Origin of the sequence: Kribbella sp. NPDC005582 (assembly GCF_040605415.1) — a bacterium.
In the GTDB taxonomy this organism is placed as follows: domain Bacteria; phylum Actinomycetota; class Actinomycetes; order Propionibacteriales; family Kribbellaceae; genus Kribbella.
Genome location: NZ_JBEXCU010000004.1, coordinates 1 through 20,557, shown reverse-complemented (window position 1 = coordinate 20,557; position 20,557 = coordinate 1). Strand labels below are relative to the sequence as shown.

Sequence of the window (20,557 nt, the reverse complement as noted above, 5' to 3'; positions counted from 1 at the left end):
CTGTCAGCTCACCCGCCGGACCACATACGCATTTTCGGCCGCCGACACCAGCTCCTGCGACCGCATCCGGCACCAGGCCGGGATATCCGTCGCAGCGGCCGGATCGTCGGCCAGCACAGTGACTGTGTCCCCAACGGCGACCGTGGGTAGCACCTTGGCCAGTTTGATCACCGGGAGTGGGCAGAGCAGCCCACGGCAGTCCAGTTCGATGCTCACATGCCCACCTCCGCCCGGATCCGCTGCACGATCCCCGGCAGCACCCTGCAGAACCGGTCGATCTCGCCGTACGTCGTCGTCCGGGCCAGCGACACCCGGACGTTGCCATGGGTCAGTACGCCCATCGCTGCCAGCACATGTGACGGTCGCAACGTACTCGACGTACAGGCGGAGCCGCTGGAGACCGAGAAGCCCTCAGCGTCCAGTGCGGTCACCAGAGCCTCGCCGTCCACGTAGAGACAGGAGAACGTGAGCACGTGCGGCAGGCGGTCCTCCGGATCACCGACCACCTCGACATCGGCCACGCCCGCGGCCACCCGCTGCCGGATCTCCTCGATCCACGCCCGGTGCTGCCGGTCGAGCTCTGCAGCCTCTGTCAGCCGAGCCTGCAGCGCAGCCGCCGCAGCCAGCAGGTTCGGAACGTCAGGGAACCCGGGGGAGAGGCCGTCCTCCCGCTCGTCCATCGGCCAGGCCGGAGTGATCCGAGTGCCCTTCCGAACCGCCAGCAGCCCGACACCAGCCGGACCGCCCCACTTGTGAGCGCTTGCCGTCAGCACCGACCAGCCATCGTCTAAAGCCTCGCGCCCAACCGATGCAGCGGCGTCAACCAAAAGCGGCACTGAGCCGCACGCCTCAGCCGCCGCCCCAATCGGCTGCCGCGTGCCCACTTCGTGATTGGCCGACTGCAGGACCGCCACCGCCACTCCGGGCTGCCGCACCGCCTCTGCGAACGCCTCCAGGTCCACCCGGCCCAGCATGTCCACACCGATCTCCACTCCGGCCTCACCGGCCGTGTGCAGTACGGCGGAGTGCTCCACTGCACTGTGGACCACAGTCGGCCCGATGCGTCGCCGCGCCGCCAGTACGGCGCTCAGTCCGGTGCGGATGGCCGCCGTACCGGAGGTGGTCAGGTACAGCTCGTCGGGACGCACTCCGACGCCCTCGGCAAGCACCGCGCGGGCGTTGTCCAGCAGCAGCCGGGCCGTCCTTCCCTCGTGGTGCAGGCGGACCGGATCGGCCCACCCGGAATCCACTGCCGAGAGCAACATTTCCCGCGCGGCCGGATGCAAAGGCTCCGCCGAGGCGGCGTCGAGGTACGCACGCTCATTCACTGTGGACATCACAGGGAAACGCTAAGGGCTACCTGTGCGCAAGAAGGCGAAAGCTGTCCAGTAGTGTTTGGTCGTCAGTCTCACTTGGGAAGGGAAAGGCGCCCCGTGGGTTCGAACGGCACGTCCGGAGTGGAGGAGCGCATGGCAGGTCCTGCCCGCGCCACACGTCCGGCGAAACGACGGCTGCTGGCCGCGGCGGCAACGGTGCTCGGCACCGTGCTGCTGACCGGTTGTTCGTCGGAGACCACTGAGCAGTGGAAACGACTCGGTCTCCCGGAGGCTGCCTCCGACCGGACCGAGGCCGTGCGAAGCCTCTGGATCGGCGCGTGGATCGCCGCGCTGATCGTCGGCGTCGCGGTGTGGGCCCTGATCCTGTACGTCGTGGTGCGCTATCGCAAGCGCAATGACGACGCACCCAAGCAGGTGCGGTACAACCTGCCGCTGGAGGTGCTCTACACGCTGGCCCCGTTCGCGATCATCGGGGTGCTGTTCTTCTACACCGTCGAGCACGGCAACCAGATCACCAAGATGTCGGGCTCGCCCCAGCACACGGTGAACGTGGTCGGCCAGCAGTGGCAGTGGACCTTCAACTACAAGGACCAGGTCAACGGGCAGGACGGCGTCTGGGAGACCGGCACGCTCGACAAGCCCGCGGAGCTGTGGCTGCCGGTGAACGAGTCGGTGCACTTCGACCTGACCTCGCCGGACGTCATCCACTCCTTCTGGGTGCCGGCCTTCTACTTCAAGCTCGACGTGATCCCGGGCCGGACCAACAAGTTCGAGGTCACGCCCACCAAGACCGGGACGTTCGCCGGCAAGTGCGCGGAGCTCTGCGGGCTCTACCACAGCCGGATGGTCTTCACCGTCAAGGTGGTCACCCGCGCGGAGTACGACCAGCACCTCAAGGAGCTGGCCGACCGCGGCCAGACCGGTGCCGCCGTCGGCGGCAAGGACGCCACCACCATCCCCGGTCACGGTGAGCAGGAGGGCGGGAAATGACCGACTTCGCCGAGCGTACCGGCGCCATCGGGACCACTGCAGCGCTGCCGCGGCGGCGTAGCAAGGGCCAGATCGCCGTCAAGTGGCTGACCACGACCGACCACAAGCTGATCGGTCATCTGTACCTGATGACGTCGTTCGTCTTCTTTCTGATCGGCGGCGTGATGGCGCTGCTGATCCGGGCCGAGCTGGCCAAGCCCGGTCTGCAGATCGTGAACGAAGAGGTCTACAACCAGCTGTTCACGATGCACGGCACGATCATGCTGCTGCTCTTCGCGACGCCGCTGTTCGTCGGCTTCGCGAACGTGATCATGCCGGTCCAGATCGGCGCCCCCGACGTCGCGTTCCCGCGGCTCAACATGTTCAGCTACTGGCTGTTCCTGTTCGGCGGCACGATCACGATCAGCGGCTTCTTCACCCCGGGCGGCGCGGCCGACTTCGGCTGGTTCGCCTACGCCCCGCTGTCGAACGCGGTCCGGTCGCCCGGTGTCGGCGGTGACCTGTGGATCATGGGTCTGTACCTCGCCGGTCTGGGCACGATCCTGGGTGCGGTCAACTTCGTGACGACGATCATCACGATGCGCGCCCCCGGTATGACGATGTTCCGGATGCCGATGTTCACCTGGAACATCCTGGTGACGTCGATCCTGGTGCTGATCGCGTTCCCGATCCTGGCCGGCGCGCTGCTGATGCTGGAGGCGGACCGAACACTCGGAGCTCATGTCTTCGACGCCGGAAACGGCGGTCCACTGCTGTGGCAGCACCTGTTCTGGTTCTTCGGGCACCCCGAGGTCTACATCATCGCGCTGCCGTTCTTCGGCATCATCACCGAGATCCTCCCGGTCTTCAGCCGCAAGCCGCTGTTCGGCTACATCGGCCTGGTCTCCGCGACGCTCGGTATCGCCGTCCTGTCGGTCGCCGTCTGGGCGCACCACATGTTCGTCACCGGAGCGGTGAACCTGCCGTTCTTCTCGTTCATGACGTTCCTGATCGCGGTCCCGACCGGCGTGAAGTTCTTCAACTGGATCGGCACGATCTGGGGCGGCTCGGTCTCCTTCGAGACCCCGATGCTCTGGTCGATCGGCTTCCTGACGACCTTCCTGTTCGGCGGCCTGACCGGCATCATCCTGGCCTCGCCGGCGCTGGACTACCAGCTGTCCGACTCGTACTTCGTGGTCGCGCACTTCCACTACGTCGTCTTCGGCACGGTGGTGTTCGCGATGTTCGCCGGGTTCTACTTCTGGTGGCCGAAGATGACCGGCCGGATGCTCGACGAGCGGCTCGGCAAGCTCCACTTCTGGCTGCTGTTCATCGGCTTCCACACGACGTTCCTGGTGCAGCACTGGCTCGGCGTCGAGGGCATGCCGCGGCGCTACGCGTCGTACGGGGCGAACGAGGGCTTCACCACGCTGAACGAGGTCTCCAGCGTCGGCGCCTTCATCCTCGGCCTGTCGATGCTGCCGTTCTTCTACAACGTCTACAAGTCCCGCAAGTCGCCGCTGGTCAAGGTCGACGACCCGTGGGGCTGGGGCCGGTCGCTGGAGTGGGCGACCAGCTCGCCGCCGCCGCGGCACAACTTCGACAAGCTGCCGCGGATCCGGTCCGAGAGCCCCGCGTTCGACCTGCACCACCCGGAGCTGGCGCTCGCGGAGTACCCGGCCAACCGGGCCGGAGCGGACAACCTGCTGGACGCCGGTGAGGACCAGGGCCGGGTCGCCCTGCTCGAGGAGAACGCAGCGGAGAACGAAGGGAAGGACGAGGCGTGAAGGTCGAAGCCTGGGTCTTCGGGATCCTGAGCGTGTTCGTGCTGGTCGTCACGCCGATCTACTGGCTGATGTCGGAGGACCCGACCGGGACCACCGCGCTGGTGATGACGTTCTTCCTGGCCCTGCTGATCGCGTTCTACCTCAGCGTCAGCGCCCGCCGGATGGACGCCCGCCCGGAGGACCGCAAGGAAGCCGAGATCGTGGAGGGCGCCGGCGAGCTCGGCTTCTTCCCGCCGCACTCGTGGTGGCCGCTGTTCACCGCCGCGACGCTGGCCGTGGCCGCGCTCGGAATCGTCTTCGGCTGGTGGCTGTTCATCGCCGGCTGCGCGATCGGCATCATCACGCTCTCGGGATTCATCTTCGAGTACTACCGTGGTGACCACGCTCACTAGTTGAACGCAGTACGAAAAAGCGCCGTCCGGTCCAACCGGACGGCGCTTTCGTGCGTCTGATGAACGACGGGTTACTCTGGGCGGCGGTTGACGGATACAGGGGAGAACTGGGGAATGGTGAGCAGGAAACACGGCCTGGCCGTGCTGGGAATCGCGACGATGCTGCTGGTCGGCACCGCGTGCAGCGACACCGAGGGCGGCGGCAAGGCCGCTCCAGGTGCCACGCAGAGCAACGGTACGGCGGGCGCTTCGACGACCCCCGATCCGTCCACGAAACCGTCGGACAACCCGGCCTCGGCCACTGTCGCGGTGGTCCCGGCCAAGGGCGCCAAGGGCGTCGAGCCGGACAAGCCGGTGACCGTGACCACCTCGGTCGGCACGATCAAGTCGGTCACGCTCAAGGACGACGACGGTGACACCGTCGACGGCACCCTGAACGCCGACAAGACGGTGTGGACCGCCGGCCCCGGCGTGAAGCCCGGCGCGACGTACACGGTGAGCGGCACCGCCGAGGGCACCGACGGCGCCAGCGTGCCGATCTCGTCGACCTTCAGCACGCTGAAGGCGACCCGGAACCTGAAGGCTTCCGTCGTCCCGCTGAACGGTGAGACCGTCGGCGTCGCGCTCCCGATCCAGATCTACTGGAACAACCCGGTCACCGACCGGGCCGCGGTCGAGAAGCGGCTCGAGGTCAAGACGTCGGTGCCGGTCGAGGGCAGCTGGCACTGGGTGAACAACAAGCAGGTCAACTACCGCCCGAAGGCGTACTGGCCGGCCGGTACCAAGGTCACGGTCGACATCCGGACCGCCGGGGTGAACGCCGGCAACGGCACCTGGGGCGCTTCCAGCCGCGAGATCAAGTTCGCGATCGGCAAGTCGGTGGTCAGCAAGGTCGACGTCCAGAAGCACACGATGACGGTCACGATCAACGGCAAGCTCGCCCGCACCATCCCGATCACCGCTGGCAAGGACGGGTTCACCACCCGCAGCGGCGTGAAGGTGATCATGGAGAAGTTCGCCACCAAGCGGATGGACGCCCGCACCGTCGGCATCAAGCCCGGTGACCCGGAGTACTACGACATCCACGACGTGAAGTGGGCCCAGCGGGTCACCAGCTCCGGCGAGTTCATCCACGGCGCCCCGTGGTCGAGCGGCAGCCAGGGCAGCGCCAACGTCAGCCACGGCTGCGTCGGCATGAGCCTGGCCAACGGCCAGTGGTTCTTCAACCAGACCCTCCGCGGCGACCCCGTCGTCGTCACCGGCACCAAGCGCTACATGACCGAAGGCAACGGCTGGACCGACTGGAACCTGCCCTACGAGAAGTACAAGCAGGGCTCCGCGCTCTAAGGGGCGCTCTAGAGGGCCATCAGGCTCGCGTCCTGCCAGCCGCCGCCGGCGGAGTAGCGGGTCAAGGTCCACGGATTACTGTCAGTGGCGCCGTTGTGGGGATACACCCACACGGCGCCACTGCTGTCTCGGACAGTCATGTCCAGCCGCCCGTCGCCGGTCACGTCCTGCAGCAGCATCACGTTGGCCAGCCCCCAGCCGCTCCCAGCGCCGATCTGAGCGCCTGTGGCGGTCACGTGGATGGTCAGGTTCCCCGAGCCGTCCCGGGCCACCAGATCGGCGCGTCCGTCCCCTGTCACGTCACCGACAAGCAGGGCGGTGGCCGTCATTGTGGCCGAGGAGATCCAGGAACATGTGGCTGACCATCGAGGTCGGCGTACTCCACAACATGTCGTAGCCGTAGGAGCCGGACAAGAACGTGTGCTTGCCGGTGTCCGGGCTCCTCTCACCGATGATCTCGGCCAGCTGCACGCTGCGACGGAAGAACTCGTTGACGTAGGGCTCCGGCGTGCTGATGGTCGCCGCGGTGGCCGGCTTCTTCGCCCAATACGTCTCGGCCTGCGCGAGAGCACCGGCGTACCCGAGGGCGAGCTCGGCGTCGATCTCGGCCCGCGGCTAGGGGAGCATCGGGACCAGTACGTCGACGTACGCGCCGCGTCCACGCGTAGATCGGCTCCAGCGCGGTCTGTACGTCGGGAGCGCCCCGAAGATGCGCGAACACCGACTGACGCAGTACGACGCCCTCCTGGCGCCCGTGCTCCGTCCGCAGCACGGGGGTGTTCTTGTCCTGCTGCCAGCCCTGGATACCGACGCCGAAGTCACCCTTGCACAGGTAGTAGGACCCGGTCGGCATCGGCGGGCGGTGCCCACCACCGCAGCGCCTCCTGCACATTCGGTGGTTCGGCAGACCGAGGACGCTCGCAACCAGTTAGACCACAACGAAAAACGCCCCTGCCGAAGCAGAGGCGTTTCTCGGTGGTACTGCGATCAGTGCGTGTCCGGGGTGACCTCGCGGAAGGTGTCGGTCTCGGACAGTTCGTGGACGTCGTCCTCGTGACCGTGCGAGTGCGCGTCCTCGATCTCCGCCGCGGTCGGCTTCTGCACCGCGTCCGCGTAGTAGAACCGGCTCAGCTTGGCGCGGGCCTTGTTGAGCGCCCGGCGCGGGGCGCGGACCCCGTTGTCGTCGGTCTCCGGGCCCACCTCGTACGGAACGAGCCGGTCGTGCGCGGTGAGCTCGTACGCCTCGTGGATCGAGATCGGCGTGTGCCGCTCGGAGTAGCCGCCGTCGGGGGAGCGGACGATGATGCCCGACTCCAGGCCGTGCAGCAGGCGCTCCTGGTCGGCGCGCTGCAGCGAGATCGCGATCCGCCGGGTCACCCAGAAGGCGAGCACCGGACCGAGGAACACCGCGAACCGCAGGAACCAGGTGACGTTGTTGAGCGAGACCCCGAAGTGGGTCGCGATCAGGTCGTTACCGCCACCGATCCAGAGCAGGCCGTAGAAGGTGATGAACGCGGCGCCGATACCGGTCCGGGTCGGCACGTTGCGCGGCCGGTCCAGCAGGTGGTGCTCCCGCTTGTCACCGGTGATCCAGCTCTCGATGAACGGGTACAGCGCGACCAGCGTCACGAAGGCCGGTGGGATCAGCAGCGCCGGTATCAGCAGGTTCCAGCTGAGGGTGACGCCCCAGAAGTGCGACTCGAAGCCCGGCATGATGCGGACCGAGCCTTCCAGCCAGCCCATGTACCAGTCCGGCTGCGAACCGGCCGTTACCTCGGCCGGGTTGTACGGACCGTAGAGCCAGACCGGGTTGATCTGCAGCAGCGCACCCATCAGCGCGGTGATGCCGAAGACGACGAAGAAGAAGCCGCCGGCCTTGGCCATGTAGACCGGCATCAGCGGGTAGCCGACGACGTTCTTCTCGGTCCGGCCGGGACCGGCGAACTGAGTGTGCTTGTGGTACACGACCAGGAACAGGTGCGCCGTGACGAGGGCCAGGATCAGGCCCGGAATCAGCAGCACGTGCACGGTGAAGAAGCGGGAGACGAAGTCGTCACCCGGGAACTCGCCACCGAAGATGAAGAAGCTCAGGTACGTACCGATCACCGGCGAGGCCTGGATCATGCCCTGGGTGATCCGCAGGCCGGTTCCGGAGAGCAGGTCGTCGGGCAGGCCGTAGCCGATGAAGCCCTCGATGATGCCCAGGAACAGCATCCCGAAGCCGATCACCCAGTTCAGCTCCCGCGGCTTGCGGAACGCGCCGGTGAAGAAGATGCGGAGCAGGTGCACCATCATCGCGGCGATGAACAGCACGGCCGCCCAGTGGTGGATCTGCCGCATCAGCAGACCGCCGCGGATGTCGAACGAGATGTCCAGTGTCGAGGAGTAGGCCTCCGACATGTGCAGACCCTTGAGCAGGCTGTACGAGCCCTGGTACTCGACCTCGGCCATCGACGGCTTGAACCACAGCGTCAGGAAGATGCCGGTCAGGATCAGAATGATGAAGCTGTACAGCGCGATCTCGCCGAGCATGAACGACCAGTGGTCCGGGAAGACCTTGCGCAGGTTCTTGCGCCCGATCTTGCCGATCCCGAGGCGGTCGTCGACCCACTTGACCGGCGGCGGAAATTCTGCCGTCGCGGCGGGTTTTTCTTTCGTGTCAGACACTGGTGTCACCCTCGTTCCCAGAAGCTCGGGCCGACCGGCTCGGTGAAGCCGCTCTGCGCGACCAGGTAGCCCTCTGCGTCCACTGCCAACGGTAGCTGAGGCAGCGGCCGGGCAGCAGGCCCGAAGACCACCTTGGCGCCGTCGGCCAGGTCGAACGTCGACTGGTGGCACGGGCAGAGCACGTGGTGCGTGGTCTGCTCGTACAGGGAGATCGGGCAGCCCACGTGGGTGCAGATCTTGGAGTAGCACAGGATGCCGTCGATACCCCAGTTCTCCCGGCCGGGCTTGGTGCGGATCTTGTTCGGCTCGATCCGGACCACGATCACCGCGGCCTTGGCCTTGGCGTTCTGGTACTCGACCGCGCTCTCCTCCTGGATCGGAGTGAGGTTCGCCGGCTGGGCGTTGACCAGCTGGCCGACCTGCAGGTCGGACGGCTTGATCGGGCGGTCGGTGACGTCGTTGACGACCCGGATGCCCTTGGCCCAGATGGTGTTGTAGAGGCTGCGGCCCGGCAGCGGACCGAGGTCGCGCAGCAGGACGATGGCCGGCAGGCCGAGCAGGCCCATCGCACCGAGCAGCGAGCGGCGGATCAGCTTGCGCCGGCCGAAGCCGGACTCGGCCGCACCCTCGTTGAAGCCCTCGATGATGTCGGCCTTCTGCTCCGGCGACGAGTTGGCGTCGTGCCGCAGCTCGACGATCTCGGTGTCGACCATGAGCTGCTTGGCCCACTGGATCGCACCGGCGCCGATCAGGAACAGCCCCAGGCCCAGGCACAGGCCCAGCGTCATGTTGTTCGCGTTACCGGACAGCGGGCCGAACTCGAGGATCGCGTCCCGCGGGATCGCGAAGTACGCGACGCAGGAGCCGAGAGCCAGCAGGCCGGCCAGCGTGAACATCGTGGCGACCTGACGCTCCGCGCGGTCCGCGGCCTTCGGGTCGACATCGGTGATCCGGTACTCGTGCGGCTCCAGACCCGGGTCCGCAATCGGCTCGGCCACCTCGACCGCGCCGTGCTCCTCGTCGGAGGCCTTCACCGGCAGATTCTTCTCGCTCATTCCGCCTTCGCTCCCTCGGCCTTGGGTCCCTTGGCGCCGCTGTGCGCGCCGGTGGCCTTGACTCCCTTGGCGCCGATCCAGACGGCGACCGCGACCAGCAGGCCGATGCCGACCAGCCAGCCCCACAGACCCTCCGACACCGGGCCGAGCCGGCCGAGGCCGAAGCCGCCCGGGTCCTTCTGCTCCTGCAGCGCGTGCAGGTAGGCGATGATGTCGCGCTTGTCCTCCGGCTGCATCACCTGGTCGGAGAAGACCGGCATCTGCTGCGGACCGGTGAGCATCGCCTCGTAGATGTGCTTGGGGTCGACGTTCATCAGTGACGGGGCGTACTTGCCGCCCGGCAGGGCCCCACCGCGGCCGGCGAAGTTGTGGCACGCCGTGCAGTTGGTCCGGAACAGCTCGCCACCACGGGTGACCTGCTCGTCGGTGGCCTTGCTGATGTCGTACGCGTCCGTGGCCGGAACCGCCGGGCCCGGGGCGAGCGAGGCGACGTACGCGGCCAGGGCCTCGATCTCCTCCGGCGTGTAGGCGGGAGTCTTGCGCGGGATCTGGGCGCCCGGCTGCATCGCGGGCATGCGGCCGGTGCCGACCTGGAAGTCGACGGCGGCCGCGCCGACGCCGATCAGCGACGGGCCGGCCAGCTTGCCTTCACCGTTCCCGCTGCCCTCGGCGTTCAGGCCGTGGCAACTGGAGCAGCCGACCGCGAAGAGCTTCTTGCCCTCTTCGATCTGCTGGGTCTTGGCGGAGTTGTCGGCCACCGCGCTGTCAGGGGCGAACGCGGCGTACGCCGAGCCCACTGCCAGAAGGCCGAACAGGAGCACGACGAGGCCGGCGGACCGGTGCCGTCGTCGCGCGGAGAGAAAGCGCGCCGGTGACAAGGAGGTTCTCTTCTCACTCATTTGAGCAGGTAGATGGTCGCGAACAGGGCGATCCAGACCACGTCGACGAAGTGCCAGTAGTACGACACGACGATCGCCGAGACGGCCTGTTCGTGGGTGAACTTGCGGGCCATGTAGGTCCTGGCCAGGACGAACACGAAGGCGATCAGGCCGCCGGTCACGTGCAGGCCGTGGAAGCCGGTGGTCAGGTAGAACACCGACCCGTACGGCGAGGACGAGATCGTGATGCCCTCGTGGATCAGCGTGGCGTACTCCGTCACCTGGCCGGCGATGAAGACCGCGCCCATCAGGTACGTGAGGATGAACCACTCACGCATCCCCCACTTGAGGAAGTTCGCCGCCGATCCGATCCGGCCGACCCGGCCGTGCTCGGCCGCGAAGACGCCGAACTGGCACGTCACCGAGGAGAGCACCAGGATCAGCGTGTTGGTCAGCGCGAACGGGATGTTGAGCATCTCCGTCGACGCGTCCCACAGCGACTCGGTCCCGGCTGTCGCCGCGGTCGCGGTCGTCACCGACCGGATCGTGAAGTACGCCGCGAACAGGGCGGCGAAGAACATCAGTTCGCTCGCTAGCCAGACGATCGTGCCGACACTGACCATGCTGGGACGGTCGTGGTGTCCGTGTTCACGAGACGCTGGGAGCGCAGTTGCAGTGGCCACGCCGTCATTATGTCGGTCCATCCACGAAGTACTACGACCACCCCCATGCATGTCGCCGAACGGTGCTTCTACTGTGGACTGGTGCTTCCCCTCCACGCCGGTCCTGGTGACCAGATCGCGCCGTTCACGCCGCTGCGTCTGCTGACGGCCTGGACCTTCGAGCCGGTGTTACTCGCCGTGACCGTCGCCGTCGGCGCGCTCTATCTGTACGGCGTCCACAAGCTGCACAAACGCGGTGACAAATGGCCCGTCGGGCGCACGATCGCCTTCGTCGGGCTGGGTCTGGGCAGCGCCGTGATCGCGACCCAATCGGCGCTGGGCACCTATGACACGGTGCTGCTGAGCGTGCATATGGCCCAGCACATGATCCTGTCGATGCTGACGCCGCTGATGCTGGCGCTCGGCGCTCCGGTCACGCTGGCGCTCCGGACGCTGCCGAAGCGGCCGCGGAAATGGTTGCTCTCCGTATTGCATTCGCGGTTCGCGAAGGTGCTCTGCTTCCCGCTGATCGGCTTCACGCTCTTCGTGCTGAGCCCCTGGGTGCTCTATTTCAGCGGCATCTACGACGCGACGCTGCGCTCGACCGCGTTGCACGATCTGCTGCACGTCCACTTCATCGCGGTCGGATCGTTGTTCTTCTGGCCGCTGCTGGGCCTCGACCCGGTGCCCGGCCGGGTGATCTACCCGTTCCGGCTCATCATGACGTTCCTCACGTTGCCGTTCCACGCGTTCCTCGGGATCACGATCATGTCCGCGAACACGCTGATCGCCGAGGACTGGTACACGAGTTTCGGGCGCTCGTGGCCGCCCTCGCCGCTGCACGACCAGTACATCGCCGGCGGCCTGCTGTGGGGGTCCGGCGACATCGTCGGGCTGGTGTTCTTCGGTGTCCTGTTCGTCCAATGGGTGCGCGACTCGCAGCGTGAGGCGCGCCGTGAGGACCGTCGCCTGGACCGGTTGGAGGAGCAGGCGCGCCGGTCCGGACAGGCACCCCGGTAGCATTCAGCTGTCCAGTCGCCTTTTTCACAGCTTGGGATGAATCGATGAGCTCAGAGCGTCCGCTGAAGGTTCTCGTCTACAGCGACGACCGTACGACGCGGGAGTCCGTCCGGCTGGCGCTGGGCAAGCGCCCGGCCGCCGATCTGCCCACCCTCGAGTACGTCGAGTGTGCGACCGAGCCGGCCGTGATCAAGGCGATGGACAAGGGCGGTATCGACCTGGCCATCCTGGACGGCGAAGCGGTTCCGGCCGGCGGGATGGGGATCGCCCGGCAGCTCAAGGACGAGATCTTCAACTGCCCGCCGGTCCTGGTGATCACCGGCCGTCCGCAGGACGCCTGGCTGGCCACCTGGTCGCGCGCCGAGGCCGCGGTCTCGCACCCGATCGACCCGGTCCGGCTCGCCGAGGTGACCGCGGAGCTGCTTCGCGCCGTGGTCGCCAAGCTGCCCGCCACCACCTGATCCCGGGGATGGCCGCCTACACAGCTGCTCTTACTTGGCCGCAGATCCTCAACCCGCTGCTGCGGGGCGAGGACCTGGAGGCCGCCGCCACCGCGTGGGCGATGGAGCAGATCCTGTCCGGCGCCGCGTCCCCGGCCCAGCTGGCCGGATTCGTGATCGCGCTGCGCGCCAAGGGCGAAACGGTCACCGAGGTCGAGGGCCTGGTCGCGACCATGCGCACCTTCGCGACCCGGATCACCGTCCCCGGCCGCACCCTGGACGTCGTCGGTACCGGCGGCGATCAGGCGCACACGGTCAACATCAGCACGATGTCCGCGATCGTTGCCGCAGGCGCCGGCGCGAAGGTGGTCAAGCACGGCAACCGTGCCGCCTCATCGGCGTGCGGGGCGGCCGACGTACTGGAGGAGCTGGGGATTCCCCTCGACCTCACCTCGGCGCAGGTCGCCGACGTGGGGGAGCGGGCCGGAATCACCTTCTGCTTCGCGCCCGCGTTCCACCCCGCGTTGCGGCATGCCGCCGTACCGCGGCGTGAGCTCGGCGTACCGACGACGTTCAACTTCCTCGGCCCGCTCGCGAACCCCGGTGATCCGTCCGCGCAAGCGGTCGGCGTCGGCGATGCCCGCGTCGCCGGTCTGATGGCCGGCGTACTGGCTCGGCGTGGCATCGACGCGCTGGTGTTCCACGGCGACGACGGGCTGGACGAGCTCACCACCCGTACGACGTCGCAGGTGTGGAACGTCGGCGGGGGAGAGGTCGAAGGCCCGTTCACTGTGGACCCGCGCGACCTCGGCATCGAGCCGGTGTCGGCGGATGCGCTCAAGGGCGCGGACGCGCCGTACAACGCGAAGGTCGTCCGGTCGCTGCTCGAGGGCGAGACCGGCGCAGTGCGCGACGTCGTACTGCTGAACGCCGGTGCCGCGCTCGCGGCGTACAAGCCGGTCGAGGGTCCGATCACCGCGCGGATCCGGGCCGGGATGGATCTGGCCGCCGAAGCGATCGACTCCGGTGCTGCGAAGGACGTCCTGGATCGCTGGATCGCTGCCTGCGCTGTGGTGCGCGGCTAGCTCGTACTGCGTTTGCCTGGTTTGGCTTGGTGCCGGCGGGAGGGTATCCCGCCGGCACTGCTGCTGCTCAGCGGTTGATCTTGATCCCGCTGACCTTCGTGCGCCAGACCTCGATCCAGGTCGGCGTTGAGCCCGCGATGTCACCGATCGACACCGCCGCCGTCCCGTCACCGCGGTCGATCACCGCGACCAGGATCGTGGAGTAGGTCTCCTTCAGCTTGGGAGCACTCACCGCGACCCGCGCCGTGATCTCGTGCCCCTTGTGCCCGTCCACGGTGATCGCCCGATGCGTCACGTTGGTGATCGTCGACTTCTCGCCGTACAGACCGGAGATCGCGCGCGCCCCCGCCTGCGTGGCCGCCGCCTTCAACCCGGCCGGCGTACTGGCCACCTTGACCGTCGGCGTCAGCTGCCCGAACGAGACGAAGTTCCCCCAGTCGGCCTCGGCGTTGTAGTTCTCGTGCACGGTCAACCAGATCGCGGCCCCACCGAACTGCCCCGACCGCTCACCGGTAGTGGTCCACGCCGACCCCATGATCGGCATCGTGTCCTTGTTGGCGGCAACGATCTGCGCCCCCAGCACCTTGCCCCGCGGCGGCGGCGTCTCCGAAGGCTTCACCGACGGACTGACCGTCGGCAACCCCGAATTCCCCGTCGGCAAGCTGACCGGCATGACCGCGTCGGCCTTCGTCCAGATCCAGCCCACGCTCAGCGCAGTAACCGTCAACGCGGCCACCACCAGCACGAGCGCCCCGATCAGCCGCGCCCGCCCGTTCGCATCCCCAGCCGGCCGCAAAACCACCCCATACCCCTCAGCCTCAGGCACAACCTGCTTAGAACCCCGCCGACCTACGCCATTTGTGCTACTCGCGGACCCGCTCGAGCCCTCGCCAGGTCCAGGCCCGCTCGGGCCTTCGCTCGACCAACTGGGCGTATCCGGTCCGACGCCACGCGCATTGTCGAGCACGCTCGGTCCACTCAGCGCATCGCCGGGCCCATCGGCTCGACCACCGCCCGCGCTTTGCGGCAAGTACGACGGTTGCCCGCCAGGCGCAGCCCAAGCGCCGGACGGCGGTCCGTATCCACCGGTCGGTCCGGACTGCGGACCGCTGGCCGGTCCAACCGCCGGCTGAGGCCCTGGCTGGCCGGCTTGCACACCAGCGACCGGAGCCTGCCCAGGTCCGTACCCCGGCTGCCCCGAAGCACCCGGCCGCGGTCCATGCGAACCACCAGTCGGAGGCATCCCTCGCGATGGTGTCCCGGCCTGAGGCCCACCAGTCTGGGCGGCCCCAGCCGGGAAGTCGTCAACCTGAGGTCCACCCGCTTGGGGTGCACCAGTCGGAGGCATCCCGCGCGGCGGTGTCCCGGCCTGAGGCCCACCAGTTTGGGCGGCCCCAGCCGAGAAGCCAACAGCCTGGGAACCACCGGCTTGAGGTCCACCCGTGGGCGGCATCCCGCGCGGCGGTGTCTCGGCCTGAGGCCCACGGGCTGCTCCAGCCAGGAAGCCATCAGCCTGGGTGGCCCCAGCCGGGAAACCATCAGCCTGGGGTCTACCCGCTTGAGGTCCACCAGCCGGCGGCATCTCCTGCGGCGGCCTCCCAGCCTGCGGCCCGACCACTTGAGGCTCATTAACTCGGAGCACACCCGCGCCGGGCCCACCCGCTTGAGGTCCACCAGCCGGCGGCATCCCTCGCGATGGCGTCCCTGCCTGACTCCCAACCACTTGAGGCCCAGCAACTGGGGCCACACCGGCGCCCGGCCCGCCTGCTTGAGGCGCAGCAGCCGGCGGCATTCCCTGCGATGCCCTCCCACCCTGTGGCCCACCCAATTGAGCAGCACCAGCCTGGGGCCTACCTACCTGCGGACCACCATTCCCGAGACCGCCAGCCTGCGGACCACCGTTCCCGGGAACGCCAGCCTGCGGGACATCCGCCGCCGGCCCACCCGTCTGGGGGCCGCCAACCTGCGAAACACCCGCCGCTCGCCCACCCGGCTGAGGACCACTAGCCCCAGCTTGTGGACCTCCAGCTTGTGGACCAGCAACCTGCGCCACACCAGCCCGCGGAGCACCACCTTGCAGCCCACCAGGCTGCTGACTACCGACGCTGGACATCTGCGCCGGACCGGGCCCGTACGCCGCCCCCTGCCCGGTCTGCTGCGCCAACGGGTGCCCGCTTTGCAGCGCACCGGGCTGCCCACCCTGCGGTGCACCGGTCCACGGACCAGCACCGTGCGGCCCGCCAACCAGCGCACCTCCAGTCCGCGGACCAGTTGCCTGCGGCCCATTAGCCAGGGCACGGGCTTGCGGCTCAGCCGACTGCGGCCCATCAGCCACGGCGCCGCCAGCTCGCAGCTCTGTCACGTGCGGAGCAGCAGCTTGCGGACCACCAGAACGGGGAGTACCACCGTGCGGACCGCTCACCTGCGGAACACCGGGCCGTGGAGCGCCATCCGACGGACCACCCGACTGCGGACCACCAGTGTGTGGTGCCTGCGCCGGATCAGGCACGGACGCCGTTCCCTGCCCAGGCGGCTGCGCCAGCGGGTGCACATTCTGCAGCGCGCCCGGCTGCCCACCCTGCGGCGCACCAGTCCATGAACCAGCCGTCCGCGGCTCGCCAACCAGCGCACCGCCAGCTTGGGGATCAGTTGCTCGCGGCTCACCAGGCAGTGCGCCGCCAGGTCGTGGATCGGTTGCGTGCGGCTCACCGGTCAGTGCGCCGCCAGTTCGTGGATCAGCTGCGTGCGGCTCACCAGCCAGCACACCGCCCGCTTGGGGATCGGTCGCACGCGGCTCACCGGCCAGCGCACCACCTGGACCTGCGAGATCAGCTTGCGGACCACCAGAACCGGCTGCACTACCTTGCGGACCGCTCCACTGCGGCCCGCCGGGAAGGGGACCCTGGCCCGGACCAGCGCCGTACGCAGGCGCCTGCCCAGGCTGCTGTGCAATCGGCTGCCCGCCCTGCGGTCCCACCGGCGGTCCCTGATAAGGGCTCGGCTGCCCACTCTGCGTGCCGACCGACTGCCCTGGCTGCGGTGGATACCCCACCGGCGGCACCGACCCCTGCTGCCCCTGGTAGCGCGGCGGAGGAGGCGGCGGCGCGGGCGCAGGCGACTGCCCCATCAACACGTCATCAGACCCACCACCAGAGACCGGGGGAGCACCCACACCACCCAACCCCGGCGGCGGCCCAACCGGCCCGCCCGGCCCAACCGGCGTACCAGCAGCCCCGGAACCCGGCGTACCAGCAGCCCGAGAGCCCGGCGTACCAGCAGCCCCAGAGTCCGCAGCACCAGCGTCCGCAGCACCATCATCCGCAGGCAACCCAGGAGGCGCCGGCGGACGGCGGACGGGCGGTACCGGCGGTGGAGGGGGAGCGCTGTGCCGGCCGGAACGCGGGGGCGGAGTGTGGTTCTCGTTGTCAGCCAACGTTGATTCCCTTGTAGGCCTGGCTTTCGGCCGCCTTCAGGTCCGGCCGGTTGGTGGGGATGTCGCTGATGTAGGCGACAGCGGTCCCGTCCCCGAGGTCGAAGACGGCCACGGTCAGCGTAAGCACCCGGGCGGTCAGCTTGGGCGATTTCGCGGTGATCGTCTGCTGGACGTACCAGCCCGCCTTGTCCGACCGCTTCACCGCGCCGTTCAGGCCGGCCTTGCGCGTGATCGGGATGCCGCCGTACAGCGACGCCGGTACCTCGTTCGCCAGCGCCAGCGCGGTCGCCTTCGGATCGCCGCCGTACCCGGCTTGGTTGCCTAGGGCACCGACAAAGATGTTCGCGTACCAGTTGTTGGTCCCGTCGAACTTCTCCTGCAGCAGGATGTACTGCCCGCTTGACTCGAGCAACTGCGGTACCAGCCGCTTGCGATCGGACCACAGCCCGGTACGCCGCGGGAACGAGATCGCGGTCGACGCGATCCGCTCGCCCTCGTGCAGCTTGGGGTTCTTCGACTGGCCCTTACCGGTACCTGTGGGCTGATTCGTCGGCTGGTTGGTGGGCTGAACTGGCGGAGTCGTCGGGTCGGGACCCGCCTTCTTGTCGCCCGGGTTCACGATCAGGAACACCGCAGCGACCACCAGCATCACCAGCGCGATCCCGCCACCGATAAGCAGCGGCAGCTTCGCACCCGAGGGCCCACCACCCCCACCAGACGACTTCTTCTTGGTGCTACCGCCGCTCTTCTTAGGCTTGCCACCGCCCCGACCAGGACCACCAGTACCCGGTCCGGCACCCCAACCACCGGCCTGCTGCCCGGCACCCCAAGGCCCGCCCTCAGCCGGCGCTGTAGTCGCACCACCGCTTTGTCCGGCGCCCCAAGCCACCGGTGTCGGCTCAGGTCCCGTGCTCTGCTCAGCACCCCAGGCAGTCTCCGGCTGATTCCCCCAGGGGCCGGCGTCACCCTGACCAGCGCCCCAACCGTTGGCCCCGGCCTGCTGGCCACCATTGCTCGCAGCCCACGGATCACTAGTCGCACCCTGCTGGGCCTCCGCGCCGCTGTCCGAACCCCAGAGCTGAGTCTTCTCCTCCGAAGCCGCAGTGCCACTCTGCGCACCAGCCGCAACGCCCCAACTCTGCTGCCCCGGCCCCTGCGCCAAGTCCGGATCCACGCCCCAACCGGACGGCCCTTGCTGGGCGCCGCTGCCAGCCTGCGCTTGGTCAGCCCCGTCGCCCGGCTGTGCGCCCCAGGCCGGCTGGACCTGGGTCGCCTCATCGCCTGACCGTGTGTCCCAGGTCGGCTGCGTGTGGTCGGGATCGCCCGGCTGCGCACCCCAAGTCGGTTGCGCCTGTTCGGATCCCTGATCCGGCTGCGCGCCCCAGGTCTGATGCGCTTGCGCAGCGCCTTCATCAGGCTGTGCGCCCCAAGTGGGCTGCGACTGTGTAGCTCCGTCGCCCGGTTGTCCGCCCCAGGTCTGCTGTGCTTGGGATGCTCCGTCCGCTGGCTGTGCGCCCCACGCTGGCTGTGCTTGGTCAGGCCCGTTGCCCGGCTGTGCGCCCCAAGCTGGCTGTACCGACGTGGTCCCGTCGCTCGGCTGCTCGCCCCACGTCGGCCGCCCGCGGTCGGCCCCATCGCCCGGCTGTGCACCCCAGGTCTGCTGCTGGGTAGCGTCGTCACCCGGCTCGGCGCCCCACACCGGTTGCGCCTGACTGGCCCCTGCGCCTGGCTGCTCGCCCGACGCCGGCTCGCCTGACTGTCCACCCCAGCTCGGCTGCACCTGCGCGCTCTGATCACCCGTCTGGCTGCCCCAGGTGGGTTGCGCCTGCGCAGCAGCGGGCTGTTCACCCCAGGTCGGCTGCACCTGGGTAGCTTCCTCACCCGGCTGCCCACCTGCTGCGGGCTGCACCTGCGTAGTCTCGCCATCCGGGCCCGCGGCCTGAGCGTCACCGGTTTCGCCCACAGCACTCGACTCGCGCGGCTTCCGCACGACGCTAGGCGCCTGAGTCCAACTCACATCGGACCAGCCCTGCCCACCGTCGGTCGTATCCCCAGCACCAGCCGCTGCGGCCGCACCATCACTACCGACAGTTCCCCAAGCCCCCGACGTACCAGCCTGTGCATCCCCGGCCGCCTCAGCGCCCCACCCGCCAGCCGCAGCTGATGTCTCCGGCTCAACGCCCCAGCCACCAGCCGAGCCCTCGACCTCAACAGGCTTCTCGCCCTCAGTACCCCAGCCACCAGCAGCACTGATGCCAGCCTGCAGATCGGGCTCGCCCTCGACACCAAACTCACCACCGGCAGCATCCCATCCGCTGCCCGCGGCGGCCGACGTACCAGCCTCCGCCTGTACGTCGGTTTCAGGCGTATCAGCCAACCGCAGCGTCCACCCGTTTGGAGCCGCCTGCTCGTCGCCCTGCGACGCACCCTCCGGCGCAGTTTCGACCTCATCCGGAATCGGCTGCTGCGTCCAGTGCTCCGGCGGCGCCGGCGCGATCTCCGGTGCGTTCCAGGTGGCCCGCGCGCGCTCAAACGGCGTCAGCCCGTCACCACCACTCGCCCCCGCAGCTTCGCCAGCATCCACCGGCGCCACTGCGGTCAACCGCGGCGTACCCGACCCCTCAGACTCATCCGGATTAGGCCACCAGCCACCCTGCTGCGGCGGTGACGTCGTATCCCACCCCGTCTGCGCAGAACCCCACGCCGGACCACCCGCACTCGGGCCCTCATGCACAGAAGCTGTAGCTCCCCACCCCTGCTGAGGCTGGGCGGGCTCGGGGGACGCCGTCGTACCAGCAGACGCCGGTACGTCGTCCTCTGCCGCACCCGTATCCACGGGATCAGGCGCAGCGGACTCCGCCTCACCAGCAACCGGTTCCTTCTCGGTCCGGTTGGTCCACTGCTTCCCGTTCCACCAGCGGATGGTGTCGGGCTGCCCGGTCGGATCCGGGTACCAGCCTGCGGGAGGGTTGCTCATACGTTCACCGTAACTTCAGCGCGTGTCAGAAGGGGCGTGATTCCGGGCCTCAGACACCGTCCTCCTGGCCCAGGCTGAAGGCGGCTTCCAGGTCGTGCGACGAGTACGCCCGGAACGCGATGTGCGTCTCCGTGCTCAGTACGCCGGGAACCCGGTTGAGGTGGTCCGGAATCACAGTTGCCAACTCGTCGTGATGAGCGACCCGGATCATCGCGATCAGGTCGAGCCCGCCGGTCACGGAGTACACCTCGCTGACTCCCGCGATCGCCGCCACCTGCTCGGCGACCTCCGGAATCCGCGCGACATCGGCCTTGATGAACACGATCGCGGTGACCATGTCGTCCTCTCCTCGAAGCACACCTCGGACGTGCCGAAGCATAGTGGCGACCGGCCCCACGGCCACCGTGAACCCGTGTTATGTCTCAGGACATCGGTGACAGTTCTACATTGAGACATCGGTGACGCTTTCGTTGGTGTTGGTGGTGACACTTCGGTGAGTCGGCGGGGT

General features: G+C 68.3%; 20 protein-coding genes. 7 read left to right on the top strand and 13 right to left on the bottom strand.

Translation table 11 applies throughout. The features are described from left to right. Window positions 1–3: 3 nt before the first annotated feature. On the bottom strand, window positions 4–216 hold the full coding sequence (locus ABZS29_RS23365) for a sulfurtransferase TusA family protein (RefSeq protein WP_355464477.1): 213 nt from the start codon (window positions 214–216) through the stop codon (window positions 4–6). Continuing rightward, the gene (locus ABZS29_RS23360; RefSeq protein ID WP_355464475.1) at window positions 213–1,337 is read right to left on the bottom strand and encodes an aminotransferase class V-fold PLP-dependent enzyme; all 1,125 of its coding nucleotides are present in this window, start codon (window positions 1,335–1,337) and stop codon (window positions 213–215) included. Before ABZS29_RS23360 ends, ABZS29_RS23365 begins: the two co-directional genes overlap by 4 nt. A gap of 132 nt (window positions 1,338–1,469) precedes the next feature. Between ABZS29_RS23360 and coxB the strand changes: the two genes are divergently transcribed. The 4 genes from coxB (at window position 1,470) to ABZS29_RS23340 (ending at window position 5,832) form a co-directional block, all read left to right on the top strand. Continuing rightward, complete coding sequence (coxB, locus tag ABZS29_RS23355) at window positions 1,470–2,327, top strand: cytochrome c oxidase subunit II (protein ID WP_355464473.1); 858 nt, start codon at window positions 1,470–1,472, stop codon at window positions 2,325–2,327. Then, window positions 2,324–4,093: a cytochrome c oxidase subunit I gene (ctaD, locus tag ABZS29_RS23350; RefSeq protein ID WP_355464472.1), complete on the top strand. Its 1,770-nt coding sequence runs from the start codon at window positions 2,324–2,326 to the stop codon at window positions 4,091–4,093. The genes coxB and ctaD overlap by 4 nt, the downstream gene beginning before the upstream one ends. Then, complete coding sequence (locus tag ABZS29_RS23345; protein WP_355464470.1) at window positions 4,090–4,485, top strand: cytochrome c oxidase subunit 4; 396 nt, start codon at window positions 4,090–4,092, stop codon at window positions 4,483–4,485. Before ctaD ends, ABZS29_RS23345 begins: the two co-directional genes overlap by 4 nt. A gap of 114 nt (window positions 4,486–4,599) precedes the next feature. Next, window positions 4,600–5,832, top strand: a complete 1,233-nt coding sequence (locus ABZS29_RS23340) for an Ig-like domain-containing protein (protein ID WP_355464468.1) — start codon at window positions 4,600–4,602, stop codon at window positions 5,830–5,832. A gap of 8 nt (window positions 5,833–5,840) precedes the next feature. Here ABZS29_RS23340 and ABZS29_RS23335 read toward each other — a convergent pair whose 3' ends face one another. The 6 genes from ABZS29_RS23335 to ABZS29_RS23310 all read right to left on the bottom strand — a co-directional run bounded on the left by ABZS29_RS23335 (window position 5,841) and on the right by ABZS29_RS23310 (window position 11,115). Continuing rightward, window positions 5,841–6,161 (bottom strand): hypothetical protein, encoded by a 321-nt coding sequence (locus ABZS29_RS23335; protein ID WP_355464466.1) that lies wholly within the window; start codon window positions 6,159–6,161, stop codon window positions 5,841–5,843. Continuing rightward, complete coding sequence (locus ABZS29_RS23330) at window positions 6,133–6,303, bottom strand: hypothetical protein (RefSeq protein ID WP_355464464.1); 171 nt, start codon at window positions 6,301–6,303, stop codon at window positions 6,133–6,135. Before ABZS29_RS23330 ends, ABZS29_RS23335 begins: the two co-directional genes overlap by 29 nt. 516 nt (window positions 6,304–6,819) lie before the next feature. Then, window positions 6,820–8,499, bottom strand: a complete 1,680-nt coding sequence (locus ABZS29_RS23325; protein WP_355464463.1) for a cytochrome bc complex cytochrome b subunit — start codon at window positions 8,497–8,499, stop codon at window positions 6,820–6,822. 5 nt (window positions 8,500–8,504) lie between these two features. Further along, window positions 8,505–9,554 carry a Rieske 2Fe-2S domain-containing protein gene (locus ABZS29_RS23320; protein ID WP_355464461.1) on the bottom strand — a complete coding sequence of 350 codons (1,050 nt, stop codon included), beginning with the start codon at window positions 9,552–9,554 and terminating at the stop codon, window positions 8,505–8,507. Next, the gene (locus ABZS29_RS23315) at window positions 9,551–10,453 is read right to left on the bottom strand and encodes a cytochrome c (protein ID WP_355464459.1); all 903 of its coding nucleotides are present in this window, start codon (window positions 10,451–10,453) and stop codon (window positions 9,551–9,553) included. Before ABZS29_RS23315 ends, ABZS29_RS23320 begins: the two co-directional genes overlap by 4 nt. Beyond that, on the bottom strand, window positions 10,450–11,115 hold the full coding sequence (locus tag ABZS29_RS23310; RefSeq protein ID WP_355464457.1) for a heme-copper oxidase subunit III: 666 nt from the start codon (window positions 11,113–11,115) through the stop codon (window positions 10,450–10,452). The genes ABZS29_RS23315 and ABZS29_RS23310 overlap by 4 nt, the downstream gene beginning before the upstream one ends. An 81-nt stretch (window positions 11,116–11,196) precedes the next feature. Here ABZS29_RS23310 and ABZS29_RS23305 point away from each other — a divergent pair, with 81 nt between their 5' ends. Genes ABZS29_RS23305 through trpD form a run of 3 tightly spaced genes read left to right on the top strand, consistent with a single transcriptional unit; the run spans window position 11,197 to window position 13,639 of the window. Next, the gene (locus ABZS29_RS23305; RefSeq protein WP_355464455.1) at window positions 11,197–12,114 is read left to right on the top strand and encodes a cytochrome c oxidase assembly protein; all 918 of its coding nucleotides are present in this window, start codon (window positions 11,197–11,199) and stop codon (window positions 12,112–12,114) included. A gap of 44 nt (window positions 12,115–12,158) precedes the next feature. Next, window positions 12,159–12,575 (top strand): hypothetical protein, encoded by a 417-nt coding sequence (locus tag ABZS29_RS23300; RefSeq protein WP_355464453.1) that lies wholly within the window; start codon window positions 12,159–12,161, stop codon window positions 12,573–12,575. Window positions 12,576–12,583: 8 nt separating this feature from the next. Beyond that, window positions 12,584–13,639 carry an anthranilate phosphoribosyltransferase gene (trpD, locus tag ABZS29_RS23295; protein ID WP_355464451.1) on the top strand — a complete coding sequence of 352 codons (1,056 nt, stop codon included), beginning with the start codon at window positions 12,584–12,586 and terminating at the stop codon, window positions 13,637–13,639. A 67-nt stretch (window positions 13,640–13,706) separates the two neighbouring features. Here the strand turns inward: trpD and ABZS29_RS23290 are convergent, their stop codons facing one another. The 5 genes from ABZS29_RS23290 to ABZS29_RS23270 form a co-directional block, all read right to left on the bottom strand. Continuing rightward, on the bottom strand, window positions 13,707–14,441 hold the full coding sequence (locus tag ABZS29_RS23290) for a hypothetical protein (RefSeq protein WP_355464450.1): 735 nt from the start codon (window positions 14,439–14,441) through the stop codon (window positions 13,707–13,709). 1,910 nt (window positions 14,442–16,351) lie between these two features. Continuing rightward, a complete protein-coding gene (locus tag ABZS29_RS23285; protein ID WP_355464448.1) occupies window positions 16,352–16,498 on the bottom strand; it encodes a hypothetical protein in 147 nt (48 codons plus the stop codon). Between the two features lie 267 nt (window positions 16,499–16,765). Further along, window positions 16,766–16,954, bottom strand: coding sequence for a hypothetical protein (locus ABZS29_RS23280; protein ID WP_355464446.1), 189 nt, complete (start codon window positions 16,952–16,954; stop codon window positions 16,766–16,768). A gap of 110 nt (window positions 16,955–17,064) precedes the next feature. After that, window positions 17,065–20,049, bottom strand: coding sequence for a hypothetical protein (locus ABZS29_RS23275; protein ID WP_355464444.1), 2,985 nt, complete (start codon window positions 20,047–20,049; stop codon window positions 17,065–17,067). Window positions 20,050–20,098: 49 nt separating this feature from the next. After that, window positions 20,099–20,386: an Lrp/AsnC ligand binding domain-containing protein gene (locus ABZS29_RS23270; protein ID WP_355464442.1), complete on the bottom strand. Its 288-nt coding sequence runs from the start codon at window positions 20,384–20,386 to the stop codon at window positions 20,099–20,101. Window positions 20,387–20,557: the final 171 nt, after the last annotated feature.